Source organism: Mesorhizobium sangaii (genome assembly GCF_014207355.1).
In the GTDB taxonomy this organism is placed as follows: Bacteria; Pseudomonadota; Alphaproteobacteria; order Rhizobiales; family Rhizobiaceae; genus Mesorhizobium; species Mesorhizobium sangaii.
This window is the reverse complement of the sequence record NZ_JACHEF010000001.1, coordinates 893,907-915,424: the sequence shown is the minus strand read 5'-3', so window position 1 is coordinate 915,424 and position 21,518 is coordinate 893,907. Positions and strand designations below refer to the sequence as shown.

Here is a 21,518-nt window from a genome sequence, read left to right as displayed (position 1 = left end):
TGACAATTTCACAGCAACAAGCCGATCATCGGGTGGATGCCGGTTTAGAATGACACGTTTGGTGCTGATAGGGCCGATCTGCTCTGGTAAGTCCACGATTGCGGAGCGTCTCTCCGACCGTTTGTCACTGCGCAACATCCCGCTCGATCTCGTACGTTGGGGATACTATTACCAGATCGGCTATGACCGGCGGGAAGAGTGGCGGCGTGTCAAGGCAATGGGCTGGCGTGCACGTTTCGACTACTGGAAACCGTTCGAGGCGTATGCGGTGGAGCAGGTGCTTCTCGACTATCCGGATACGATCATCGACTTCGGCGCAGGTCACTCGGTCTATGAGGACGACGTGCTTCTGGCGCGCGTCCAGACCGCGGTCAAGCGCGCTTCACATGTCGTTTATCTGCTGCCCTCGCCAGATATCGAGCGCTCGCTGGACATCTTATGCGCTAGGGCTGAGGTACCGGAAGACGAAAGGGCGGATTTTGTCGCATTAAACCGGCCGTTCCTGGAGCACCCGTCAAACGCGTCACTGGCGACGGCAACGTTCTACACCGATGGCTACAGTGTCGATGAGACCTGTGAGCAGATTGCCCGCATACTCGACAGCCAAGCGCCGCCGGTGAGTTAATCGCTTGCATATCGAACCGGGACATCACAAGTTATAAAGGCAGAGCCGACATGCGTCCTGTACCTGGCTCGTCCTTCAGGGCGAATGCTGGCTAAAGCGCGTGGCGTTGAAACAGATTCAGGCGACGCGCTTTAAGTCCTTGTTTTTATGCATGTCATTGCCCCAAAGCCGGGGCCACTTTTGGGCGGCATGCATTAAAAATAGGTTCTCGGCTCGATAAGGTTCTTCTGCTGGCGAAGATAAAAACAATAGAACCCGAATGCGGCAGCGAGCCACATGAAAGCCTCGCCGATCGCCAGCCGGTTGTTCGAATTGCTGAGGACGGTGAGGGCGAAGAAGACCAGCGTTGAGATGTAGCAGGACCATGCGGCCGGAGCGACAAGCTTGGCACGCGTGGCCAGCAGGACCTGCCTGGACGACCAGGCGTAGAGAAAGCCGAAGAACGCCAGCCCGACCACACCGTAGCGCACGGCTATCTCCAGATAGCCGTTGTGGAAGACGTTGAAGATCATGGGATGATAGGTTCTGTTCTGCCATTCGGTGAGCCAGCTGGAACTGGCTCCGAAGATCGGGTGGCGTTTCCAGACCTCGAGCGCATCGGCCCACAGCATCAGCCGTTCCCTGGCCGCGACCGGAACCGTATTGCTGGCGATGGCGCGGTCGAAGGCCGGCAGGATGCCATGGCTCAAAGCATCCGAAACCAGGTTCTTGACGAAGATCATGGTGTCGCCGGCGGTGGACCAGAAGATGTTGTGCATGGCGACAACGCCAGCTGCCACGATTGCCAGCACGCCGCCTCCGATCATCAGCTCGCGGCGATGGCCTCTCGCCAGCGTCATGACCGCCAGCAGGAGCAGGACGAGCGCGAGCGCGAGCCAGACGCCCTTTGACCGCAGCGCAACGATGTTGGCGAAGGCAAACAGCAGGACGGCTGTCGACAGCGCCCAATGCAGGCTCCGGGTTACCTTGTTCAGGTCCGTTCGTTGGGCCGTGTATGCCATGAACTGCAGCGTGCAAAGGAAGATGAAACCAGCCGCCACCGACGCGTGAATGGGATTGTTGAAAAGCCACGGCTCCGGTCTGGTTCCGTGAAGGATGTCCGAATAGCCGGTGTCCGCCGCCAGGAAGACAAGACTGAGGATCATGAACCAGAGGACGAGCTGCCCAGGCCGCCTGACGAACAGCAAAAGGGCGAAGCCGGTCGTCGCATAAAACAGCGGAAACAGGTAGATGCCTTCGGCGGCACCCAACTGATGGGTGCCGAAATACACCATCGCCAGCCGGATGAAGACATAGAGCGACCAACCCAGGCAGAGACCGCCGACCCATCCGATCAGCGGCTTGCTGTAGGTCCACAGGTCCCGCCTGAACCAGCGGATGGCTGCGACAGCGGCGAGCGCCATCCCCGCGAAGCGGTAGGTGTCAGCTTCGCGCCAGACCGCGGAGAGCATGGCGAGAATGGCGAATGTCGCAAGGACCAGAAGCACGCTGTAGCGCGGCGCGTCGTCTCTGGCGTAGTCCGGGATTTCGCGCGGCAAGGGTGGCCGCAGCAGGACGTGATGCAGCCGGCTCAACTCGTCCTTGGTCCGCGACACCGCGGCGACCCACCGACCCGGCCAGGGAAGCCGCGCGAATTTGTAGCTGCCCGAGGGGCCGGCTATGCCGGAGGTCGCGCTGCTCCTGGCGAAGCCAAGCACGTTCTTGCGGACCGAATAGACTTTCAGGCCGGTATCCCAAAATCGTTCGATTGCGACGTCCCACGGCATTTTCATCACTGCGAGCGCCGACAATAGCCCCTGCGCGCCCTCCCGCGTCACCAGATAGGCGGCGGCTGAGCCTTGCGGGCCATGCAGCGCGCGACCGATCTCGTCGCCCTCCGTCGTCTCGACCGCACGCAGGAACAGGCTGATGCGGTGGTTGGTCAGCTTGATGACGTCGAAATTCGGCACTGCGGCGATGATGGCCTCGATGCGCCGTGTTGTGTCTTCGCTGAAGAGGATGTCGTCCTCGACAATAAGGCCATAAGCGCTGCCACCGGCCAGGAACGTTTCCAGCGCCTGGATATGGCTGCGGTAACAGGCATATTCGCCGGGCAGAATGTCGCGCCCGCTCAACTTGCGCGCGGTTGGAAGATCGATCTCCGTCCAGTCCTCCTTGGCAAGCGCGCGGCCGTCGATGGCCGCAACGCGCTGCAAGGTCAGGCCGGCCGCTGCGGCGCTGGCGAGCAATTCGCTCCAGCGACCGGTCTCGCGATCGAGGTTGATGGCGAAGATGGGAAGGTTCATTGAAGTTCCGTTTTGACCGCCACCCGTCTTGGTGGAATCTTCGATGACCTTGTATGGAAAAGAGGGAGATGTTCAAGGCTATACTGTTGAGGCTATGTGCATGCTTTCGGACGGCCAGGCTGAAGAGATCGTCCGAGTTCGCGTGAGCCATCACATGACCGCCACGCACCATGGTCGCCGAAAGGCAGTGCCGAGTGGCGGACGATGCACAAGCCCTCTGTGCATGACCATGAAGCAGGTGATTGCGGCCAACGCCACGATCAAAAAGCCGAAGATCACGATCGGACGCCAAATCGGCATCTCTCAGCGCTCGGCGCTTCTGCGATTGGCTTGTCCACAACGATTAGCCCCAGTGCAATGGGGGCCGGCGCGTCCGCTTGCGGGGGGGTGCGGAACGGACGCGCCGACGTCACCAACAACGCCAAGCCACCTTTCTGACGCGCACGACCGGGTGGGTACGCCGGCAGTCATGCCGTTGCCTCGCCGAGATGGTCTAAGGTTGTAGGTCCGGTCCGGAGGGTGGACCGCCACGAAAATCTAACATGGCGCAAGTGACTTGGCTGTTCCACACAGAACAGTCCTCAACGGTCCCTGCCTCTGAGATGAGGATTGTCGTGCAGGACCACGTTCAGGAGGGAGTTATGAACCTCCAAATCTCCATTATAATGGATGAACCCGAGCTTGCGGAACTTGTTCATGAACGTGCTGACGCGTGACCTGGTGGTGCCGACCATCTCCGCGAGCGTCTCTTGGCTTATCTTCGGTATGACAGGCTGAGGGCTCCCCTCCCTGCCAAAGTTTGCCATCAGAAGGAGCAATCTCGCCAGACGCTTCTCGCTTGAATTGAAAAGCTGGTCGACCAGGTCCTCTTCGACGCGGGCGTTCCTCGCCAGCAAATAGGACATGAACATCTCTGAGAACTTCGGCTCCTCCCGCAGTACCCGCGTGATTGATGCTTTATCAAGCCGCATAATAATGCAGTCCATCATCGCAGAAACTGTAGCCAGCCGTAGCGGCTGGCCTGACAAGCAGCCTTCGCCGAAGAAGTCCCCGCTCTGGTGGAGAGCGACGATCGCTTCCTTGCCCTGCTCCGATACGATGCAGACTTTGACCTTGCCCTTCTGGATGTAGAAGACGGAATCCGCCGGGTCGCCCTGCGAATAGACAGTTTCATTCTTGCGATATGTCGCGACAGTCCTTCCGCCGTCCACGGTATTGAGGAAGACGTTCACGTTGAATGGGCGCTTCTTGGTCCTGGCCACGACGGGTCTCGAGTTCGGTGAGGTCATATTTTAGCGCAGGCCGCGCGTCAGGAAAATCACCTAGATTGATGACGGCAGCCCGCTTCGGCGATTGTCATGTCACAAGCTGCTGCCCTCCCGAGAGATGGGTGATGTTCCAGGATGGACCGGAAAAGTATGGCTGGGGCGCCAGGATTCGAACCTGGGAATGTCGGTACCAAAAACCGATGCCTTACCACTTGGCGACGCCCCAATTGCCGTCAGAGTCGCTTGTGCGGCGCGTTCTTAGCAGAGCCGCCGAAAAGCACAATCCTTATGAGCGACGATGAGAACGCCCAAAATGGGCAGGCAACGCAGAGCTGCCAGATGACATGCGATGGCTATTCGGCCCACACCGCCATCTCGTTTCCGGCCGGATCGACAAAGTGGAAGCGCCGGCCGCCGGGGAACGGGAAGATCGGCTTGACGATGGTGCCGCCGGCACTTTCGACGGCGTCGAGGGTCGCTTCCAGATCCCTGCTGTAGAGCACGGGCAACGGCTTGGCGGGCGCTTCCGCCGCGTCGGCCTGGAAGCCCCCGTCCAGCCCCTCGGCAAAGGCTGAGTAGGTCGGTCCATAGTCGGTGAACGACCAGGCGAAGGCAGCGCTGTAGAAGGCCTTGAGCCGGTCCAGCGTTCCGCCGGTCGCCGGCATTTCCAGATAGTCGAGTTTTCCGGGTAATTTCATGCAGCACCTTTGTTCCCGTTATGTTCTATCGCAAAAGTCCCCGGATGGCAAGTCTTTTTGCCGCATCCTTGGACAGAGCTTTGCTTAATCGATTGTAGCGGCCGGACAACTTTGCCGACGCCTTGCCTTTCGCACTGCAGCATCATATCGCTCCACAGTCGGACTCGGCGGAACTTTGCGTTTCGCCAATCTTTCCAATCTCCTGCAACCGGAGAGCAAGCATGACCAAATGGGTTTTCACCTTTGGCGATGGTGCGGCGGAAGGCCGTGCCGGCGACAGGAATCTGCTGGGTGGCAAAGGCGCCAATCTGGCCGAGATGTGCAGTCTGGGCCTGCCGGTGCCGCCGGGCTTCACCATCACCACCGAGGTCTGCAACGCTTACTACGCCAATGGCCGGACCTATCCCGCAGGATTGGAAGCCGATGTCGCGGTCGCACTCGATCACATCGGACGGCTGACCGGCCGCCGGTTCGGCGATCCGTCGAAACTGCTGCTGGTATCGGTGCGTTCGGGTGCCCGCGCCTCGATGCCCGGCATGATGGATACCGTGCTCAATCTCGGGCTGAACGACGAGACGGTCGAGGCGCTGGCGGCCGATTCGGGCGATGCGCGCTTTGCCTATGACAGCTACCGCCGCTTCATCCAGATGTATTCCGATGTCGTGATGGGCCTCGACCATGAGGTGTTCGAGGAAATCCTGGAGGACCAGAAGGGCGGGCTCGGCTATGAGCTCGACACCGAACTGACGGCTGTCGAATGGCAAGGCGTCATCGCGCTTTACAAGGCCAAGGTCGAGGAAGAACTCGGCAAGCCGTTTCCGCAGGATCCCCATGAGCAGCTCTGGGGCGCCATCGGCGCCGTGTTTTCGAGCTGGATGAATAACCGCGCCATCACCTACCGCCGCCTGCACGACATCCCCGAAAGCTGGGGTACGGCTGTCAATGTCCAGGCCATGGTGTTCGGCAATATGGGCGAAACCTCGGCCACTGGCGTTGCCTTCACCCGCAATCCGTCGACCGGCGAAAAGATGCTCTATGGCGAGTTCCTGGTCAACGCGCAGGGCGAGGACGTCGTTGCCGGTATCCGCACGCCGCAGAACATCACCGAGGCGGCGCGCATTGCCGCCGGATCGGACAAGCCGTCCTTGCAGAAGCTGATGCCGGACGCGTTCCAGTCTTTCGTCACCATCTCCGACCGTCTGGAGAAGCACTACCGCGACATGCAGGACCTCGAATTCACCATCGAGCGCGGCAAATTGTGGATGCTGCAGACGCGCTCCGGCAAGCGCACCGCCAAGGCGGCGTTGAAGATCGCCGTCGAAATGGCAAGGGACAAGCTGATTACGAAGGAGGAGGCGGTCGCCCGCATCGATCCAGCCTCGCTCGACCAGCTGCTGCACCCGACCATTGATCCCAAGGCAGCGCGCGACGTCATCGGCGTCGGGCTGCCGGCCTCCCCCGGTGCTGCCACCGGCGAGATCGTCTTCTCCTCTGCTGACGCCGAGGAGCTGAAGACGCAAGGCCGCAAGGCGATCCTTGTGCGCATCGAGACCAGTCCTGAAGACATTCACGGCATGCATGCGTCCGAAGGCATCCTGACCACGCGCGGCGGCATGACCAGCCACGCCGCGGTCGTCGCGCGCGGCATGGGCAAACCCTGTGTGTCTGGCGCAGGCTCGCTGCGCGTCGACTACAAGGCCGGCACGCTGATGGCGATGGGGGCGACCTTCCGCAAGGGCGACATCGTCACCATCGACGGCGGCAATGGCCAGGTCCTGAAGGGTGCCGTGCCGATGCTGCAGCCTGAACTGTCCGGCGATTTCGCCGCCATCATGGAGTGGGCGGACGCGGTGCGCCGCATGAAGGTGCGCACCAATGCCGAAACGCCACTCGATGCGCGCATGGCGCGCTCCTTCGGCGCCGAAGGCATCGGGCTTTGCCGCACCGAGCATATGTTCTTCGATGGCGACCGCATCGTTGCCATGCGCGAGATGATCCTGGCCGACACCGAGAAGGACCGGCGCACGGCACTCGCCAAGCTGCTGCCGATGCAGCGCTCGGATTTCCTCGAACTGTTCGAGATCATGGCCGGCCTGCCGGTGACGATACGCCTGCTCGATCCGCCGTTGCACGAATTCCTGCCGAAGACCGAGGAGGAGGTGGCCGAGGTTGCCGCCGCCATGAAGGTTTCGCCCGACAAGCTCCGCCAGCGCACCGACGCGCTGCATGAATTCAACCCGATGCTCGGCCATCGCGGCTGCCGGCTTGCGGTTTCGTACCCCGAGATCGCCGAGATGCAGGCGCGCGCCATTTTCGAGGCCGCCGTCGAGGCAGGCAAGAAGGCCGGCGCACTCGTAGTACCCGAAATCATGGTGCCGCTGGTCGGCCTGGTGAAGGAACTCGACTACGTCAAGGCGCGCATCGATGCCGTCGCCAAAAGCGTCATTGAGGAAACCGGCGTCAAGATCGACTATCTCACGGGCACGATGATCGAACTGCCGCGCGCTGCGATCCGCGCCCATGTCATTGCGGAATCGGCCGAGTTCTTCTCCTTCGGCACCAATGACCTGACCCAGACCACATTCGGTATCTCGCGCGACGATGCGGCCTCGTTCCTGGAGACCTACCGCCAGAAGGGCATCATCGATCAGGATCCGTTCGTCTCGCTCGACATCGACGGCGTCGGCGAACTGGTGCGCATGGCCGCCGAAAAGGGCAGGGCGACACGGCCCGACATCAAGCTCGGCATCTGTGGCGAACATGGCGGCGATCCGGCCTCGATCCGGTTTTGCGAAGAGGTCGGCCTCGACTACGTGTCCTGCTCGCCCTATCGCGTGCCGATTGCCAGGTTAGCGGCCGCACAGGCGGCGGTGTTCGTTGCGAAAGCAATTCCAGGAAAAGTGTGAAGCAGTTTCGATCTGGATTGCGTCAAAGCAAAGAGCTAGAGCAACTCCAGGAAAAGTGTGATACGGTTTTGCTTCGGGAATTGCGTCAAAGCAAAGAGTTAGAGGTTCGCCGTTTCCGTGAACGGTGAGTTGCTCTAAGGCCGGCCGCGGATCGGATCCATCCTGGTCGAACTTACTGTTTTGTAAGGCAATTCACACGAACGTGCTGACGGCATTGCGTAGTCATTGCGTAATTTCGACATTGTTCGCGCCCATTTTGCGGACATTCCTGGGAAACAGATGTTGCAGACTGCACCCGCGCCGATTCGCTCGATCCTGGTCATTCAAACGAAGTTCATTGGAGATCTCGTTCTCGCCTCGGTGCTTTCAGAAAACCTGCGGCTCGAATTCCCCGATGCCAGGCTGGTGTTTCTGTGCGAGGCGCGCTTCGCGAGCTTCGTGGTCGCCCATAACATTGCCTCCGAGGTGGTCACGTTCAGGCGTGCCCACCTGCGCGGCACCCCCATACAGCGCGGCAAAGAGCTCTACGGCGTCGTTCGGGCGCTGCGCCGCTTCCACTTCGATCTGACGATCGACCTGGCCGATTCAAAGACGTCGCGCATGCTCACCGGGCTGGTCAATGCAAAGACCCGTGTCGGCTACAATCCCACCGAGAGGCCATTGCGTCTGCTGGAGCGGCAGCCCGCCAATGTGTTTGCCAAGCCATTTGGCTTTGGTGGTGAACATTTCGTCTACCGCTATCTTTCGCCGCTCCAGGCGCTTGGCGTCGCTCTCCATGTGACGGTTCCAAACCTTCAACCGCTGCCGCCCGAGACGTCAAATGCGTTGGCGCTGCTGGGGAAGCATCATCTTCATCCAAACGCTTTCATCGCCGTTCACGCGGGCGCAAGCTTTGAAGGGCGACGTTGGCAGCCGGAGCGGTTTGCCGAGGCAATTGGCGAGATTGCCGGCGAAACCGGTTTGGGCGTCGTTCTGGTGGGCGGCCCCGACGAGCGAGGGATTGCCGAACGTATCGTCGCCAGGACGGCGTCGCCCGTCGTCAATCTCGTTGGCGCGCTGTCGCTCGAGACGTTGCTGGCGGTGCTGAAACAGGCCCGGCTGTTTCTCGGCAATGAGAGTGGCCCGATGCACATGGCGGCTGCAGCCGGAATCCCGGTTGTCGGGCTGTTCGGCTTGACGCCGCCGTCGCAGTGGGGCCCCGTTGGCGTGCCCAATATCGCGCTTCAACCGCCGATGCCTTGCGACTGCGTGGCCAGCGACCGATGCGGCCGGCCAGATTTCGCCCGGGCCTACTGCGTCTGGCGGCTGGAGGTCCAACCTGTCGTCGATGCGGTGCGGGAACTCCTTTTGCGCACGGACGTGAAGCTCGAACGCGCCATCTGAGTTCATGCGCCGCGCGGACGACGGCTATCGCTGGTCGCGGAACAAGCCGTTCGCAACACGGACAGTCAAATTGTCGCGCCGGGCGCTTTTCGGCTATGCACCATCCCGATTTTCGCCTTCATGCGGGTCTTGGGATGGCTGGTTGAAAGCACCGGTCGGGAATTCGGTTTGATGCGCCTGCTGCAAAAAAATCTCTGCGTGATCGCCATGTCGTTGGCCGTGGTGTCCAGCGGCCATGCCGCACCGCTGGTCGAGCCGACATTGCACATCAGGCCGGAAGCGAGCGGAGCCGGCCGCGTTGCGCTCACGCTCGATGCCTGCGGTGGACAGACCGACAACAGGATCCTTTCGGCGCTGGTCGAAAACAAAATACCCGCCACCATCTTCGTGACCGGCATCTGGCTGAAGCGAAACGCTGCCGCGGTCGAGATCATGCGGGCGCATCCCGACCTGTTCGAGCTGGAAAATCACGGCGGCCATCATATCCCGGCGGTCGACACGCCGCAGAAGATCTACGGCATCCGTAGTGCCGGCAGCCCTGACGCCGTGTTGGCCGAGGTCCAGTCGGGTGCCGCCGCCCTTGCCAAGACAGGCGAGCCGGCGCCGAAATGGTTTCGTGGCGCGACCGCCGAATATAGCCCGTCGGCAATCGCCATGATTCGCAAGCTTGGCTTCAAGATCGCGGGATTCTCGATAAACGGCGACGGTGGTTCATTGCTCGGCGCCAAGGAAACCGCACGGCGCATCGCGGCCGCCAAGGACGGAGACGTCATTATCTCGCACATCAACCAGCCGACCCATGCGGCCGGCGAAGGCGTGGTGCAGGGGCTGCTGGCGCTCAAGGCCAAGGGCCTGACCTTCGTGCGGCTCGACGATGCCGACGGCTTCGGCAATCACGGCACCACGGACTAGGTGATATTCAGGTGATGCCGGGTCCGACCTGACTCTCGATATACCTCAGAGGCGGGTCGAAATGCTCAGGCCGGTTTGGCTTCGATGCTGACCTTGCTGGCGTAGAATGCGCCGTGGTCGCGGATTTCGGCCATTTCATCGAAAGGCTGCTCGTAAGCCCACATCGCGTTCTGGCCGGTCTCGCCCGCAGGCAGCACGCTCCAATAGCTGGCATCGCCCTTGTAGGGACAGTGGGTCGAGTGTTCCGTGCTGCTGAGCTTGCCGAAATCGATGTCGGCGAACGGAATGTAGAAGGCCGCGGGGTAGGGGGGCTCGGTCAGCACCTTGGCCTTCGCTGATGAAGCTATGACCGTGTCTCCGACACGCACCGTAACCGTGCCGACATAGGGCTCGATGGTGATGACCTTGTCGGGATTGCGTTGGAAACCGGGTGCCGGGTTGACGATCTGGTCCATGCGGGTTCTCCTTGCCTCAGCCTTAAGGTGCCTCGGCTTTAAGGTGTGTCGCGCAAGCGCCTTCCGCAAGGCCTGCTGTCGCCACGCAACGCGCAAACCATTAGCCCAGGCCGGGTGTAGCCCGATCACGGTTTCGAAGATGGCCTTGTCTGATAGTCAGGCAGCGGTCTTGAACGCATCCATCAGCCCGGCATAGGCGGCTGCGATACCGGCCACCGGGTTGCTGCTTCTCGAGGTGGTCTCGACCTTCAGGGGGCCACCACCAGTTGGCAAGGTGAGCAGCAGGAACTGACGGTTGCCACCGTCGCCGATGGATGCGGCCGCTACGTGCTGGCCTTCGCCTTCGTTCTGGACGCACATCTTGAACAGCAGCGTACCGCCGACCGCTTCGAGCGCGCCGCCGACAACTTCAACAAATTCGTCTTCGGAAACAGTCTTTGTATCAGGCCCCAGATCGGCCAGACTTTCGGCAAGCGAATTCTCAAGGGCCTTGTCGTCGAGCTGCGCGTCCATGCGAACCTCTTTCAGTCGCCAATCGCCCCCTGCCCGTTAACGAAGCTTAACGCCGACGATGGCCGGATTGTGGCGGTCTTCTCCATCATGCCGATCAATGCTGCGCTTGCCGGTGCTGGTGGCTGGACAATCCGCCGGTTCGCTCCACAATGGCACGAAAAGCACAACGCAAAGCGCAGGGGAGGAACGAATGCTGGGACTGATGCAGGAATGGCCGCTGCTTTGCCATAAGCTGATCGACAATGCCGAGCGGCAGCATGGCGTGCGCGAGATCGTGTCGCGCTCGATCGAGGGGCCGATCGTGCGCACCAGCTACGCGGACATCCATCGCCGCGCCCTGAAGGTCGCCCAGCGGCTGGAACGCGACGGCTATCGCCTGGGCGACCGCATCGCCACACTCGCGTGGAACACGGCGCGCCACATCGAGGCCTGGTACGGCATCATGGGCATCGGCGCTATCTACCATACGCTCAATCCACGCCTGTTTCCCGAGCAGATCGTCTGGATCATGAACAATGCCGAGGACAAGGCTGTTTTCGTCGACCTGACCTTCGTGCCGCTGCTCGAGAAGATCGCCGGCGCCGTCAAGTCGCTGAAACAGGTGATCGTGCTGACCGACAAGGCGCACATGCCGCAGACGACGTTGCCGAATGTGGTTGCCTATGAAGAATGGCTTGATGAGGTGGATGGCGACTTCGCCTGGAAGACCTTCGACGAAGGCACGGCCGCCGGCATGTGCTACACGTCGGGGACCACGGGCGATCCGAAGGGCGTCGTCTACAGCCACCGCTCGAACGTGCTGCACGCCATGATCGCCGCCATGCCCGACGCCATGGGGCTGTCGGCACGCGATACGATCTTGCCGGTCGTGCCGATGTTCCACGCCAATGCCTGGGGTCTCGGCCAGAGCGGGCCGATGATCGGCGCCAAGCTGGTCATGCCCGGCTGCAAGATGGACGGCGCCTCGATCTATGAATTGCTCGACACCGAGAAGGTGACCTTCAGCGCCGCCGTGCCGACCGTCTGGATGATGCTGCTGCAGTATCTGGAGGAGACCGGCAAGAAGCTTCCCTATCTGAACAAGGTCGTCATTGGCGGCTCGTCCTGCCCGCGCGCGATCATGACCAAGTTTCAGCAGAACTACGACGTCCAGGTCATCCACGCCTGGGGCATGACCGAAATGTCGCCGCTCGGCACGCTGTGCACCCTGAAGCCGAACTATGCCGGTCTCCAGGGTGAAGCCCGGCTCGACGTCCAGCAGAAACAGGGCTACCCGCCCTTCGGCGTCGAAATGAAGGTGACCGACGACGACGACAACGCGCAGCCTTGGGATGGCAAGACATTTGGCCGCTTGAAGGTGCGTGGACCGGCCGTTGCCCGCGCCTACTATGGCGGTGTTGGCTCGGAGCAGTTCGACGAGGACGGCTGGTTCGACACCGGCGACGTCGCCCACATCGACGCCGGCGGCTACATGCAGATCACCGATCGCGCCAAGGACGTCATCAAGTCCGGCGGTGAATGGATTTCGACCATCGATCTCGAGAACCTGGCTGTCGGCCATCCCGATGTCGCCGAGGCAGCAGCCATCGGCGTCCATCATTCGAAGTGGGGCGAGCGGCCGTTGCTGGTCGTCGTTCGCAAGCCAGGCAAGGAACCGACCAAGGCGGACATTCTCGACTTCATGGATGGCAAGGTCGCCAAATGGTGGATGCCGGACGATGTCGCCTTCGTCGGCGAAATACCGCACACCGCCACCGGCAAGATCCAGAAAATCACCTTGCGTCAGCAATTCCGGGACTATCGCTTGCCGACGGATTGACGGGGAATGTTGCGTCTTTCGGCTTCAAGCCGTCGGCAAAAGGTTCTAGAGCAATTCTGGGAATTGCGTCAAAACAAAGAGATAGAGCGATTTGTCGTTTCCGTGAAACGCCGAACCGCTCCAAGTCTCCGTTCGGGTTGGGGTGGTGCGGCAATCGATGGCAAGTATTCCTGAACGGCAGACCTCGAAGGCGGCCGGATGGTCGCGACGCACGGCCGCCTTTTCGGCGGTGCTGCTGCTGACCGCTTTCGTCGGCCATCGCTTCGACCTCGTCGAAACGCCTGTCTTCCTGTGGGTGATGGGGATCGTGGCGCTGCTGGCGGCCCTGGCGCTGTTGTTTGCAGGATTTGCCTTTTCGCGGCTGTGGAACTTCGGCGACCTTGGTGGTCGTGACCTGACAGTCGGCGCCTTGCTGGCGCTGCTGGTGCTCGCGCCATATGGCGTTGCCGCCTACTGGGCGACGATCTATCCGCCGCTGAGGGATATCTCGACGGATTTCGACAATCCACCCGCGCTCGACGTGAGCGACCGGACCAAAGACATGAATGTGCTCTCCCCAGCCACGCCTGGCGAACAGCGGCTGCAGACCGAGAGCTATCCGCTGGTCAGCGCACGCAGCTACGATCTACCGTTCGACACCGTCGTGGATGCCGTCGAGACCGTGCTCGACCGGCGTGATTGGGACCTTTCCGAACCCTATCCAGACCTCAGAGGGCAAACCGAGGTGACGATTACCGCGGTGGCCAAGGGCTTTGTCGTCGGTCTTCCCGCCGACGTCGCGATCCGCGTGACCGACGACGGGGACTCGATCATCGTCGACATGCGGTCGGCCTCTCGCTACGGCCGCTACGACCTCGGCGACAATGCCGCTCGTATTGTCGACTTTCTCGCCGAACTCGACCAGGAAGTCGCCGGCCAGGTGGGTGCTGCTCCGGCCGAATGAGATTGGCGGCCTAGCTGGCCGGCGTGAAATTGCCGTCGATGGCCGGTGCTGCGTCTGTCACGACCAGACCGCGCTCCACCAGGTCCTCAAGATGGGCAAGCACCGACAATCCGGCAGCGCCATGCAGCCGCGGGTCGGTATCGCGATAGATCGCCTTGACCATGTCCACGATCGTCCTATCGCCGGCTCTGACCCGCTCCAGGATGGCGCGCTCGCGCATCTTGCGATGCGTCTTCAACCCGCGCATGAAACCGCGCGGTGCGGGCACCGGCCCGCCATGCCCCGGCAGCAACAGGCGGTCCCCGCGTTCGATCAGCCGGTCCAGCGAGGCCATATAGTCGGCCATCGCCCCATCCGGCGGCGCGACGATGGACGTCGCCCATGCCATGACATGATCGGCCGAAAACAGGATCCCGGTTCCTTCCAGCGCGAATGTCGCGTGATTGGCGGTGTGGCCCGGGGTCAGAACCGTCCTGATCGACCAGCCGTCGCCGTCGACCACGCTGTCGTCGGGCAATGCGATATCGGGAACGAAAGCAATGTCGGCACTGGCGTCGAGCGCATTGGTCTCGCCGATATGCAGGGGTCTTGCGGGGCGATGCGGTCCTTCTGCCAGCACGTCGGCGCCGGTGCGCTCTTTCAGCCGGGCCGCCAGCGGGGAATGGTCGCGGTGCGTGTGGCTGACGAAGATATGGCTGACCGGCCGACCTGCGATCACATCGAGCAGGGTTTGCAGATGCGCCTCGTCGTCCGGCCCAGGATCGATCACCGCCAGCGTATCGCGGCCAACGATGTAGCTGTTGGTGCCGTGAAAGGTGAAGGGGCTTGGATTGCGGGCCGTGATGCGCTGGATATCAGGCGCGACGCTCACCGCCTTGCCATAGGCGGGATCGAAGCCGGTTTCGAATTTGAGAGCCATGGCAGGTGCATCGGTGCCTTGTTCGAGAGGACGGCAAAACCGATTGCCGCATAACACACAAGCCAATATAGGAGAACGCGAGGCCGCGAACATGAGATAGCGGCAATCGGATTGGGGAAATACGATGGCAATTGCAACAACGATGCGTCCGCTTGTGTCTCTGGCTTTGCCGCAAGAGGGCGCGGCGCGGCTGGCAACGCAGCTTTTCCTGGCGATCGCCGGAACGCTGCTGCTGACCCTGTCGGCCAAGACCAAGGTGATGCTCGGCCCGGTCGATATTTCGATGCAGACGCTGGCCGTGCTGCTGATCGCCGCCGCCTTCGGCATGCGTCTCGGCGTCGCCACCTTGCTGCTCTACATGGCAGAGGGCGCGATGGGCTTTCCGGTCTTCCAGAGCACCCCGGAAAAGGGTATCGGCATTGCTTACATGCTCGGCTCGACAGGCGGCTATCTCTTGGGCTTCGTGGCCATGGCGGCGATTGTCGGCTGGGCCGCCGATCGGGGCTGGGACCGCCACCCGGTCAAGCTTTTTAGCGCGATGCTGGTTGCCGAAGTCGTCATGATGGCCATGGGCTTTGCCTGGCTGGCGCTGCTGATCGGTCCCGAAAAGTCGTGGCAGTTCGGCGTCGTGCCGTTCATCGTCGGCGATTTGATCAAGGTTGCCCTGGCGGCAAGCCTGGTGCCGGCCGTGTGGTCGCTGCTGAAGCGCTCCTGAACCCCGGGAGCGATCGAGGACTGGACGGGCGCTTCTGATGAAGGTCCTGGTCACCGGCGCCGCCGGCTTTATCGGCTATCACGTATCGAAGCGCCTGCTGGAGCGCGGCGACGAGGTTGTCGGCATCGACAGCGTCAACAGCTACTATGATCCGCAGATCAAGGAGGCGAGGCTGCGGCTGCTGGAGGAAGCCAGCCGCAAGAGCAATTCGGGCTATCATTTCATCCGCGGCAATCTCGCCGACAAAGGCGTGGTCGATGGCTGCTTTGCCGACCACACATTCGACCGGGTGATCCATCTCGCCGCCCAGGCCGGGGTTCGCTACAGCCTGGAAAACCCGCATGCCTATGTCGAAAGCAACATCATCGCCTACACCAATATGCTCGAGGCCTGCCGCAGCAGCGCCGTTGCGCATTTGACTTATGCCAGCACCTCGAGTGTCTATGGCGCCAACACCGACATGCCGTTTTCCGAGCATCGGCCGGCCGATCATCCGCTGCAGTTCTACGCCGCGACCAAGCGCGCCAATGAGCTGATGGCGCATAGCTACAGCCATTTGTTCGGGCTGCCGACGACCGGGCTTCGCTTCTTTACGGTGTATGGTCCCTGGGGGCGTCCGGACATGGCGCTTTTCCTGTTCACCAGAAGCATTCTTGCCGGCGAGCCGATCAAGCTGTTCAACAACGGCAACCACACGCGCGACTTCACCTATGTCGATGACATCGCCGAAGGCGTCGTCCGGGCCAGCGATAGCCCGGCTATCCGCAACGACGCCTGGGACTCCAGCCGTCCGGATCCGGCCACCAGCAGCGCCCCCTGGCGCATCTTCAACATCGGCAACAGCAAACCGGTGAAGCTCACCGCCTATGTCGAGGCGCTGGAAAACGCACTTGGCAGGAAAGCCATCATCGAACTGCTGCCGCTGCAGGCCGGGGACGTGCCCGATACCTTTGCCGACACATCGGCGCTGGAGCAGGCGGTCGGCTACCGCCCGATGACGACGGTTGCCGATGGGGTAGGGCGGTTCGTGAACTGGTACCAGGCGTATTTCGGACTGAGCTAGCTGAGGCGCGCTTGGCGCGCCATTAGCCCGGCTGTTTGTCGATCGCCGAGATTGACAAGCCATTGCGTGGAACCTAAGCACGAGCGCGGTTTATGTCGGGGCTAGGGGTTTAGGCATGTCAAGGAGAACTTCTTGAAAGGAATTATCCTTGCTGGAGGCAGCGGAACGCGGCTCTATCCGCTAACGTTGGCAGTCTCCAAGCAAATCCTCCCGATATACGACAAGCCGATGATCTATTATCCGCTGAGCGTTTTGATGCTCGCGGGTATCCGCGAGATTCTGATCATTTCAACGCCGCGTGATCTGCCGGTTTTCCGCGAGTTGCTTGGCGACGGATCGGAGTTCGGGCTTGATTTGTCCTACGCCGAGCAACCGCAACCCAACGGACTTGCGGAAGCCTTCATCATCGGTCGGAATTTCATCGGCAAGGACAGCGTGTCGATGATCCTCGGCGACAACATCTATTTCGGCGAAGGCCTGTCGCAGCTCTGCCGTGCAGCGGCAGCGCGCGAGACGGGGGCTTCCGTGTTCGCCTATCATGTCGAAGATCCCCAGCGTTACGGTGTCGTTTCCTTCGACAAGGTCACCGGAACAGCCCTGACGATCGAGGAAAAGCCAGAGAATCCGAAATCCAACTGGGCCGTCACCGGCCTCTATTTCTATGACAACGATGTCGTTGACATTGCCCCGGCGATCCGGCCTTCGGCGCGTGGCGAACTTGAGATCACGGCGGTCAACAATGTCTATCTCGAGCGTGGCCAGTTGCATGTGCATCGATTGGGGCGTGGTTATGCCTGGCTCGACACCGGCACCCATGACAGCTTGCACGAAGCGTCGTCGTTCGTGCGCACGATCGAACATCGCCAGGGCATAAAGGTTGCCTGCCCGGAGGAAATCGCCTTCGAACAGGGCTGGCTGACGGCGGACGATGTCCTCCAGCGCGCCACACGCCTGGGAAAAAACGAGTATGCCGCCTATCTGCGCCGGCGCGTTGTCGAGCGGTTGGAGGAGTAAATGCTGGAGGTCAGGTCCCTTGGCATCGACGGCGTGCTGGAAATCATTCCGAAACGACATGGCGATGCGCGTGGTTTCTTTGTCGAAACCTATCATGCCGAGCGCTTTTCGCAGGCCGGCATCGGCTTGAGTTTTGTACAGGACAATCACTCCTATTCCGCCGCGGCAGGCGTTCTGCGCGGGCTACACTACCAGCTTGCGCCGCGAGCCCAGGACAAGCTGCTGCGTGTCGTCCGGGGTGCGCTGCTGGACGTGGCGGTCGACATTCGCCGCAGCTCGCCAACCTTCGGAAAATGGGTTGCGCTCGAAATTACCGCCGAGAAGGGCAACCAGATTCTGGTGCCGAAGGGCTTTGCGCATGGCTTCGTGACGCTCGTGCCGGACACCGAAGTCTTGTACAAGGTGACTGACACCTATTCGCCCGAGCACGACCGCTCGATCCGTTTCGACGATCCTGCCATCGGCATCGAATGGCCGTCATTGGCTGGCGGATTCCAGCTTTCGGACAAGGACCTCAAGGCGCCGGTGCTGGCCGCCGCCGAAGTGTTCGCCTGATGGGTTGCATGAGGACAGCAGCATGAATTTCCTAGTGACAGGCGGTGCCGGCTTCATCGGCTCGGCGGTGTGCCGGCATCTGTGCGCCAACCCGGCCTATCGCGTGACCAATCTCGACAAGCTGACCTACGCCGGTAATCTGGCCTCGCTGCGGCCGATCGAGAATGCACACAATTACCGCTTCGCCCATGCCGATATCTGTGACGAGAGGGCGGTTCTCGACATTCTGCATCGGGACGAAATCGACATCGTCATGAACCTTGCCGCCGAAAGCCATGTCGACCGATCGATCGACGGACCCGGCGCCTTCATCGAGACCAACATCGTCGGCACCTACAAGATTCTGAATGCGACCCTGGAATATTGGCGTGGCCTTCCCGACGACAGGAAAAGCCGCTTCCGCTTCCATCATGTCTCGACCGACGAAGTGTTCGGCGATCTACCCTTCGACGGCGGTCTGTTCGTCGAGGAAACGCCCTACGCGCCGTCTTCGCCCTATTCCGCTTCGAAGGCGGCGTCGGACCATCTGGTGCGGGCCTGGCACGAAACCTATGGCCTGCCGGTCGTGCTTTCCAATTGTTCGAACAATTACGGACCCTACCACTTTCCCGAAAAGCTGATCCCGCTGGTCATCCTGAATGCGCTCGACGAAAAAACGCTGCCGGTCTATGGCGCCGGCGCCAACGTGCGCGACTGGCTGTTCGTCGAGGACCATGCGCGTGCGCTGGAGCTGGTTGCCACCAAGGGCACGCCGGGCGAGAGCTACAATGTCGGCGGCAATTCGGAGCGCACGAACCTCGGCGTCGTCGAGACGATCTGCGATCTCCTCGACATCAGGCGTCCTCGGGCCGGCGGCAAGAGCTATCGCGATCTGATCTCTTTCGTCACCGATCGTCCGGGCCATGACCGCCGCTATGCCATTGACGCCTCCAAGATCGGTCGCGAGCTTGGCTGGGCGCCGAAGGAGAATTTCGACAGTGGCCTGGCGAGAACCGTGGACTGGTTTCTCGAAAACAAATGGTGGTGGGGGCCGATCCGCGAAGAGCGCTATGCCGGTGAGAGATTGGGCGAAGCGCGCAAGGGGGCCGCGTGAGGCTCGTTGTCACCGGGCGCGAAGGCCAGGTCGCGTCAAGCCTTCTGGAGGCCGGCCAGAGGCACCCCGGCGTGGAAGTCATCGCCATTGGCCGTCCGGAGCTCGACCTGGCAAAGCCCGACACCGTCATCGACACCATTGCGGCCGCGAAGCCGGATATCGTCGTGTCGGCTGCTGCCTACACCGCCGTGGACCAGGCCGAGGATGAGCCCGATCTGGCATTTGCTGTGAACGCTGTCGGCGCTGGCAAGGTGGCCGAAGCCGCTGCGCAGCTTGGCGTTCCCGTCATCCATCTTTCGACCGACTATGTCTTTGATGGCAGCGCGTCTGGTGCCTATGTCGAAACCGACGCAACCGCACCGCGCAGCGTCTATGGCGCCTCAAAGCTCGCCGGCGAACAGGCGGTGGCAGCCGCCAATCCGCGCCATCTGATCCTGCGCACGGCATGGGTCTACAGCCCGTTCGGCAAGAATTTCGTCAAGACCATGCTGCGGCTTGCCGCCGACCGGGATGAGATCTCGGTGGTGGCCGATCAGTGGGGAAATCCCACCTCCGCGCTCGATATCGCCGACGCCGTCCTGCATGCGGCGGCGACGCTGCATGGCAACAAGAGCTTCGCTGCGTTCGGTGTCTATCATCTGGCTGGCACTGGCGAGGCCAACTGGAGCGGCTTTGCCCGCCACATCCTGGACACAAGCCGAGTGTCTGGTGGCCCTTGGGCGCGAGTCCGGGACATTGCTACGATGGACTACCCGACCAAGGCGCGACGCCCCGCCAACTCCCGGCTATCGAGCGCGAAATTCGCCTCCGTCTTTGGATGGAATGCGCCGGACTGGCGGCTATCGACTGAAGCGGTGGCGCGTCGTGTCCTGGTCTGAAAGACGGGATGGGCCTGAGGCATGAAGAAGGACCAATCTTCGAAAGACATGCGCGGTGCAGAGGCTGGCTCTCAGCCGGTCGGCCCGGACGCGGTCGGCCCAGACGCGGTCGGCCCGGAGGCGGTCGGCGAGGTGCCGGCGATTGTTCGGACCGAGGCGCATGCCACCCCGGTCAATGCGCGCGCCCCTTCGCTTCACGACCTGTACAATGCCCATAGCGGCAAAGTGTCGGACAAATGGTCCAGCTATCTGGATGCATATGACCGCGTCTTTCAGGGCTATCGGAATAAGCCGGTTCGTCTCCTGGAAATTGGCGTCCAAAACGGTGGTTCGCTCGAAATCTGGCCGCGATATTTCCCGAATTCGGAACTCATTCTCGGCTGCGATATCGACACGGCCTGCAGCGGTCTGGTTTTCGACGATCAGAAGATCGCTGTGGTTGTCGGTGATGCCAATACTGATGAAATTGAAAGAAAAATTGTCGCGAAATCCGCGACATTCGACATCATAATCGATGACGGATCGCATACATCGTCAGACATAGTGCGCTCTTTCGCCCGTTATTTCCCTCATCTTTCTGATGGCGGGGTTTTCATAGCGGAAGATTTGCATTGCAGCTACTGGCAGGAATTCGAGGGCGGTCTCTATGATCCTCTTTCGTCGATGTCGTTCTTCAAGCGCCTGCTCGATGTGGTCAACCATGAGCATTGGGGACTGCCCCGCTTTCGGGCGGATGCTTTAGCCGCGTTCTCCGATAGGTATAAAGTTGTATTCGGGGAGGCCTCGCTGGCCTCCATTCATTCCGTCGAGTTTTTGAACTCGCTCTGTATTGTAACCAAGCGACCAAGTCCGGAAAATGTTCTCGGGACTCGCAATGTGCAAGGCCGGGTTGCGCTCGCCGAGAGCGAAATGATTACTCTTGGCGGCACGACAAGCAAAGCGTTCGATCAAGCCGGAAATCCATGGTCTCTAGCGTCGACGACGATGGAAGAGGAAATTGCGACCAACAGGGCGTTGGTGACGAGCCGCGGGGCGCAGATAGAGGAACTCACCGACGAGGTAGCCGAGATACGCGAACAGCTCCAGAGCGGTCACGCCCAGATCGCACGGATGGAGGCGGATCTCGTCGAGAGAGCTGAAGAGATATCGGCTGCGCACGCGACTGCAAGTGCGCTGCAGACCGAGCGCGACAATGAGATCGCACGTACGCAAGCGCTTCAGGAAAGAATGGAGCAAAGTGAACGGGTCGTTCAAGAGTTCAAGGACTCAACGAGCTGGCGAATAACCAGCCCCCTGCGAGCGCTCTCTGCGATTATCACGCGGTTGCTGAAGAGGATCGCCGCAGTTTTTCGTTGAAAGCGAAATTCAATTGGAGAGAGCCAGCTCTGCTATTGGCCTCTCCATCAGGAATCCGTTTCTTCAGAACAGGGGCAACATCAAGCCACCGGATATGCTTTCTCATTCATGCGACGGC

19 protein-coding genes and 1 tRNA gene are annotated in these 21,518 nt (G+C 61.2%); 13 read left to right on the top strand and 7 right to left on the bottom strand.

What is annotated here, in order from left to right; translation table 11 throughout:
• Nucleotides 1-49: 49 nt before the first annotated feature.
• On the top strand, nucleotides 50-625 hold the full coding sequence (locus HNQ71_RS04590; RefSeq protein WP_111548202.1) for a shikimate kinase: 576 nt from the start codon (nucleotides 50-52) through the stop codon (nucleotides 623-625).
• A gap of 194 nt (nucleotides 626-819) precedes the next feature.
• On the opposite strand, the gene HNQ71_RS04585 is transcribed toward HNQ71_RS04590, so the two are convergent.
• The 4 genes from HNQ71_RS04585 to HNQ71_RS04570 all read right to left on the bottom strand — a co-directional run bounded on the left by HNQ71_RS04585 (nucleotide 820) and on the right by HNQ71_RS04570 (nucleotide 4,876).
• Nucleotides 820-2,910, bottom strand: coding sequence for an O-antigen ligase family protein (locus HNQ71_RS04585; RefSeq protein WP_184871377.1), 2,091 nt, complete (start codon nucleotides 2,908-2,910; stop codon nucleotides 820-822).
• 581 nt (nucleotides 2,911-3,491) lie between these two features.
• Nucleotides 3,492-4,172: a Crp/Fnr family transcriptional regulator gene (locus HNQ71_RS04580; RefSeq protein WP_343068044.1), complete on the bottom strand. Its 681-nt coding sequence runs from the start codon at nucleotides 4,170-4,172 to the stop codon at nucleotides 3,492-3,494.
• Nucleotides 4,173-4,329: 157 nt separating this feature from the next.
• A tRNA-Gln gene (locus HNQ71_RS04575) sits at nucleotides 4,330-4,404 on the bottom strand.
• Between the two features lie 127 nt (nucleotides 4,405-4,531).
• A complete protein-coding gene (locus HNQ71_RS04570) occupies nucleotides 4,532-4,876 on the bottom strand; it encodes a VOC family protein (RefSeq protein ID WP_184871375.1) in 345 nt (114 codons plus the stop codon).
• Nucleotides 4,877-5,097: 221 nt separating this feature from the next.
• On the opposite strand from HNQ71_RS04570, the gene ppdK reads away from it, so the two are divergent.
• The 3 genes from ppdK to HNQ71_RS04555 all read left to right on the top strand — a co-directional run bounded on the left by ppdK (nucleotide 5,098) and on the right by HNQ71_RS04555 (nucleotide 10,077).
• Entirely contained in the window at nucleotides 5,098-7,782 is a 2,685-nt protein-coding gene (gene ppdK / locus HNQ71_RS04565; RefSeq protein ID WP_184871374.1) for a pyruvate, phosphate dikinase, read from the top strand.
• Nucleotides 7,783-8,061: 279 nt separating this feature from the next.
• Nucleotides 8,062-9,165, top strand: coding sequence for a glycosyltransferase family 9 protein (locus tag HNQ71_RS04560; RefSeq protein WP_184871373.1), 1,104 nt, complete (start codon nucleotides 8,062-8,064; stop codon nucleotides 9,163-9,165).
• 171 nt (nucleotides 9,166-9,336) lie between these two features.
• Nucleotides 9,337-10,077: a polysaccharide deacetylase family protein gene (locus HNQ71_RS04555; RefSeq protein ID WP_184871372.1), complete on the top strand. Its 741-nt coding sequence runs from the start codon at nucleotides 9,337-9,339 to the stop codon at nucleotides 10,075-10,077.
• 65 nt (nucleotides 10,078-10,142) lie between these two features.
• On the opposite strand, the gene HNQ71_RS04550 is transcribed toward HNQ71_RS04555, so the two are convergent.
• Nucleotides 10,143-10,532, bottom strand: a complete 390-nt coding sequence (locus HNQ71_RS04550) for a DUF427 domain-containing protein (protein ID WP_184871371.1) — start codon at nucleotides 10,530-10,532, stop codon at nucleotides 10,143-10,145.
• A 156-nt stretch (nucleotides 10,533-10,688) separates the two neighbouring features.
• The gene (locus HNQ71_RS04545; RefSeq protein ID WP_184871370.1) at nucleotides 10,689-11,045 is read right to left on the bottom strand and encodes a hypothetical protein; all 357 of its coding nucleotides are present in this window, start codon (nucleotides 11,043-11,045) and stop codon (nucleotides 10,689-10,691) included.
• Between the two features lie 190 nt (nucleotides 11,046-11,235).
• Between HNQ71_RS04545 and HNQ71_RS04540 the strand changes: the two genes are divergently transcribed.
• Nucleotides 11,236-12,864 carry a fatty-acid--CoA ligase gene (locus HNQ71_RS04540; RefSeq protein ID WP_184871369.1) on the top strand — a complete coding sequence of 543 codons (1,629 nt, stop codon included), beginning with the start codon at nucleotides 11,236-11,238 and terminating at the stop codon, nucleotides 12,862-12,864.
• Between the two features lie 157 nt (nucleotides 12,865-13,021).
• On the top strand, nucleotides 13,022-13,807 hold the full coding sequence (locus HNQ71_RS04535; protein ID WP_184871368.1) for a DUF1499 domain-containing protein: 786 nt from the start codon (nucleotides 13,022-13,024) through the stop codon (nucleotides 13,805-13,807).
• 10 nt (nucleotides 13,808-13,817) lie between these two features.
• On the opposite strand, the gene HNQ71_RS04530 is transcribed toward HNQ71_RS04535, so the two are convergent.
• Nucleotides 13,818-14,726, bottom strand: coding sequence for an MBL fold metallo-hydrolase (locus HNQ71_RS04530; RefSeq protein WP_184871367.1), 909 nt, complete (start codon nucleotides 14,724-14,726; stop codon nucleotides 13,818-13,820).
• 124 nt (nucleotides 14,727-14,850) lie between these two features.
• Between HNQ71_RS04530 and HNQ71_RS04525 the strand changes: the two genes are divergently transcribed.
• The 7 genes from HNQ71_RS04525 to HNQ71_RS04495 all read left to right on the top strand — a co-directional run bounded on the left by HNQ71_RS04525 (nucleotide 14,851) and on the right by HNQ71_RS04495 (nucleotide 21,400).
• Nucleotides 14,851-15,441 (top strand): biotin transporter BioY, encoded by a 591-nt coding sequence (locus HNQ71_RS04525; RefSeq protein WP_184871366.1) that lies wholly within the window; start codon nucleotides 14,851-14,853, stop codon nucleotides 15,439-15,441.
• A gap of 37 nt (nucleotides 15,442-15,478) precedes the next feature.
• On the top strand, nucleotides 15,479-16,504 hold the full coding sequence (locus HNQ71_RS04520; RefSeq protein WP_184871365.1) for an NAD-dependent epimerase: 1,026 nt from the start codon (nucleotides 15,479-15,481) through the stop codon (nucleotides 16,502-16,504).
• A 132-nt stretch (nucleotides 16,505-16,636) separates the two neighbouring features.
• Nucleotides 16,637-17,518, top strand: coding sequence for a glucose-1-phosphate thymidylyltransferase RfbA (gene rfbA, locus HNQ71_RS04515; protein ID WP_184871364.1), 882 nt, complete (start codon nucleotides 16,637-16,639; stop codon nucleotides 17,516-17,518).
• Nucleotides 17,519-18,073 (top strand): dTDP-4-dehydrorhamnose 3,5-epimerase, encoded by a 555-nt coding sequence (gene rfbC, locus HNQ71_RS04510; protein WP_184871363.1) that lies wholly within the window; start codon nucleotides 17,519-17,521, stop codon nucleotides 18,071-18,073. It begins immediately after the preceding gene.
• Nucleotides 18,074-18,095: 22 nt separating this feature from the next.
• Complete coding sequence (rfbB, locus tag HNQ71_RS04505; RefSeq protein ID WP_184871362.1) at nucleotides 18,096-19,166, top strand: dTDP-glucose 4,6-dehydratase; 1,071 nt, start codon at nucleotides 18,096-18,098, stop codon at nucleotides 19,164-19,166.
• On the top strand, nucleotides 19,163-20,044 hold the full coding sequence (gene rfbD / locus HNQ71_RS04500) for a dTDP-4-dehydrorhamnose reductase (protein WP_184871361.1): 882 nt from the start codon (nucleotides 19,163-19,165) through the stop codon (nucleotides 20,042-20,044). The genes rfbB and rfbD overlap by 4 nt, the downstream gene beginning before the upstream one ends.
• A 21-nt stretch (nucleotides 20,045-20,065) precedes the next feature.
• Nucleotides 20,066-21,400: a class I SAM-dependent methyltransferase gene (locus HNQ71_RS04495; protein ID WP_184871360.1), complete on the top strand. Its 1,335-nt coding sequence runs from the start codon at nucleotides 20,066-20,068 to the stop codon at nucleotides 21,398-21,400.
• The last annotated feature ends 118 nt before the right edge of the window (nucleotides 21,401-21,518 follow it).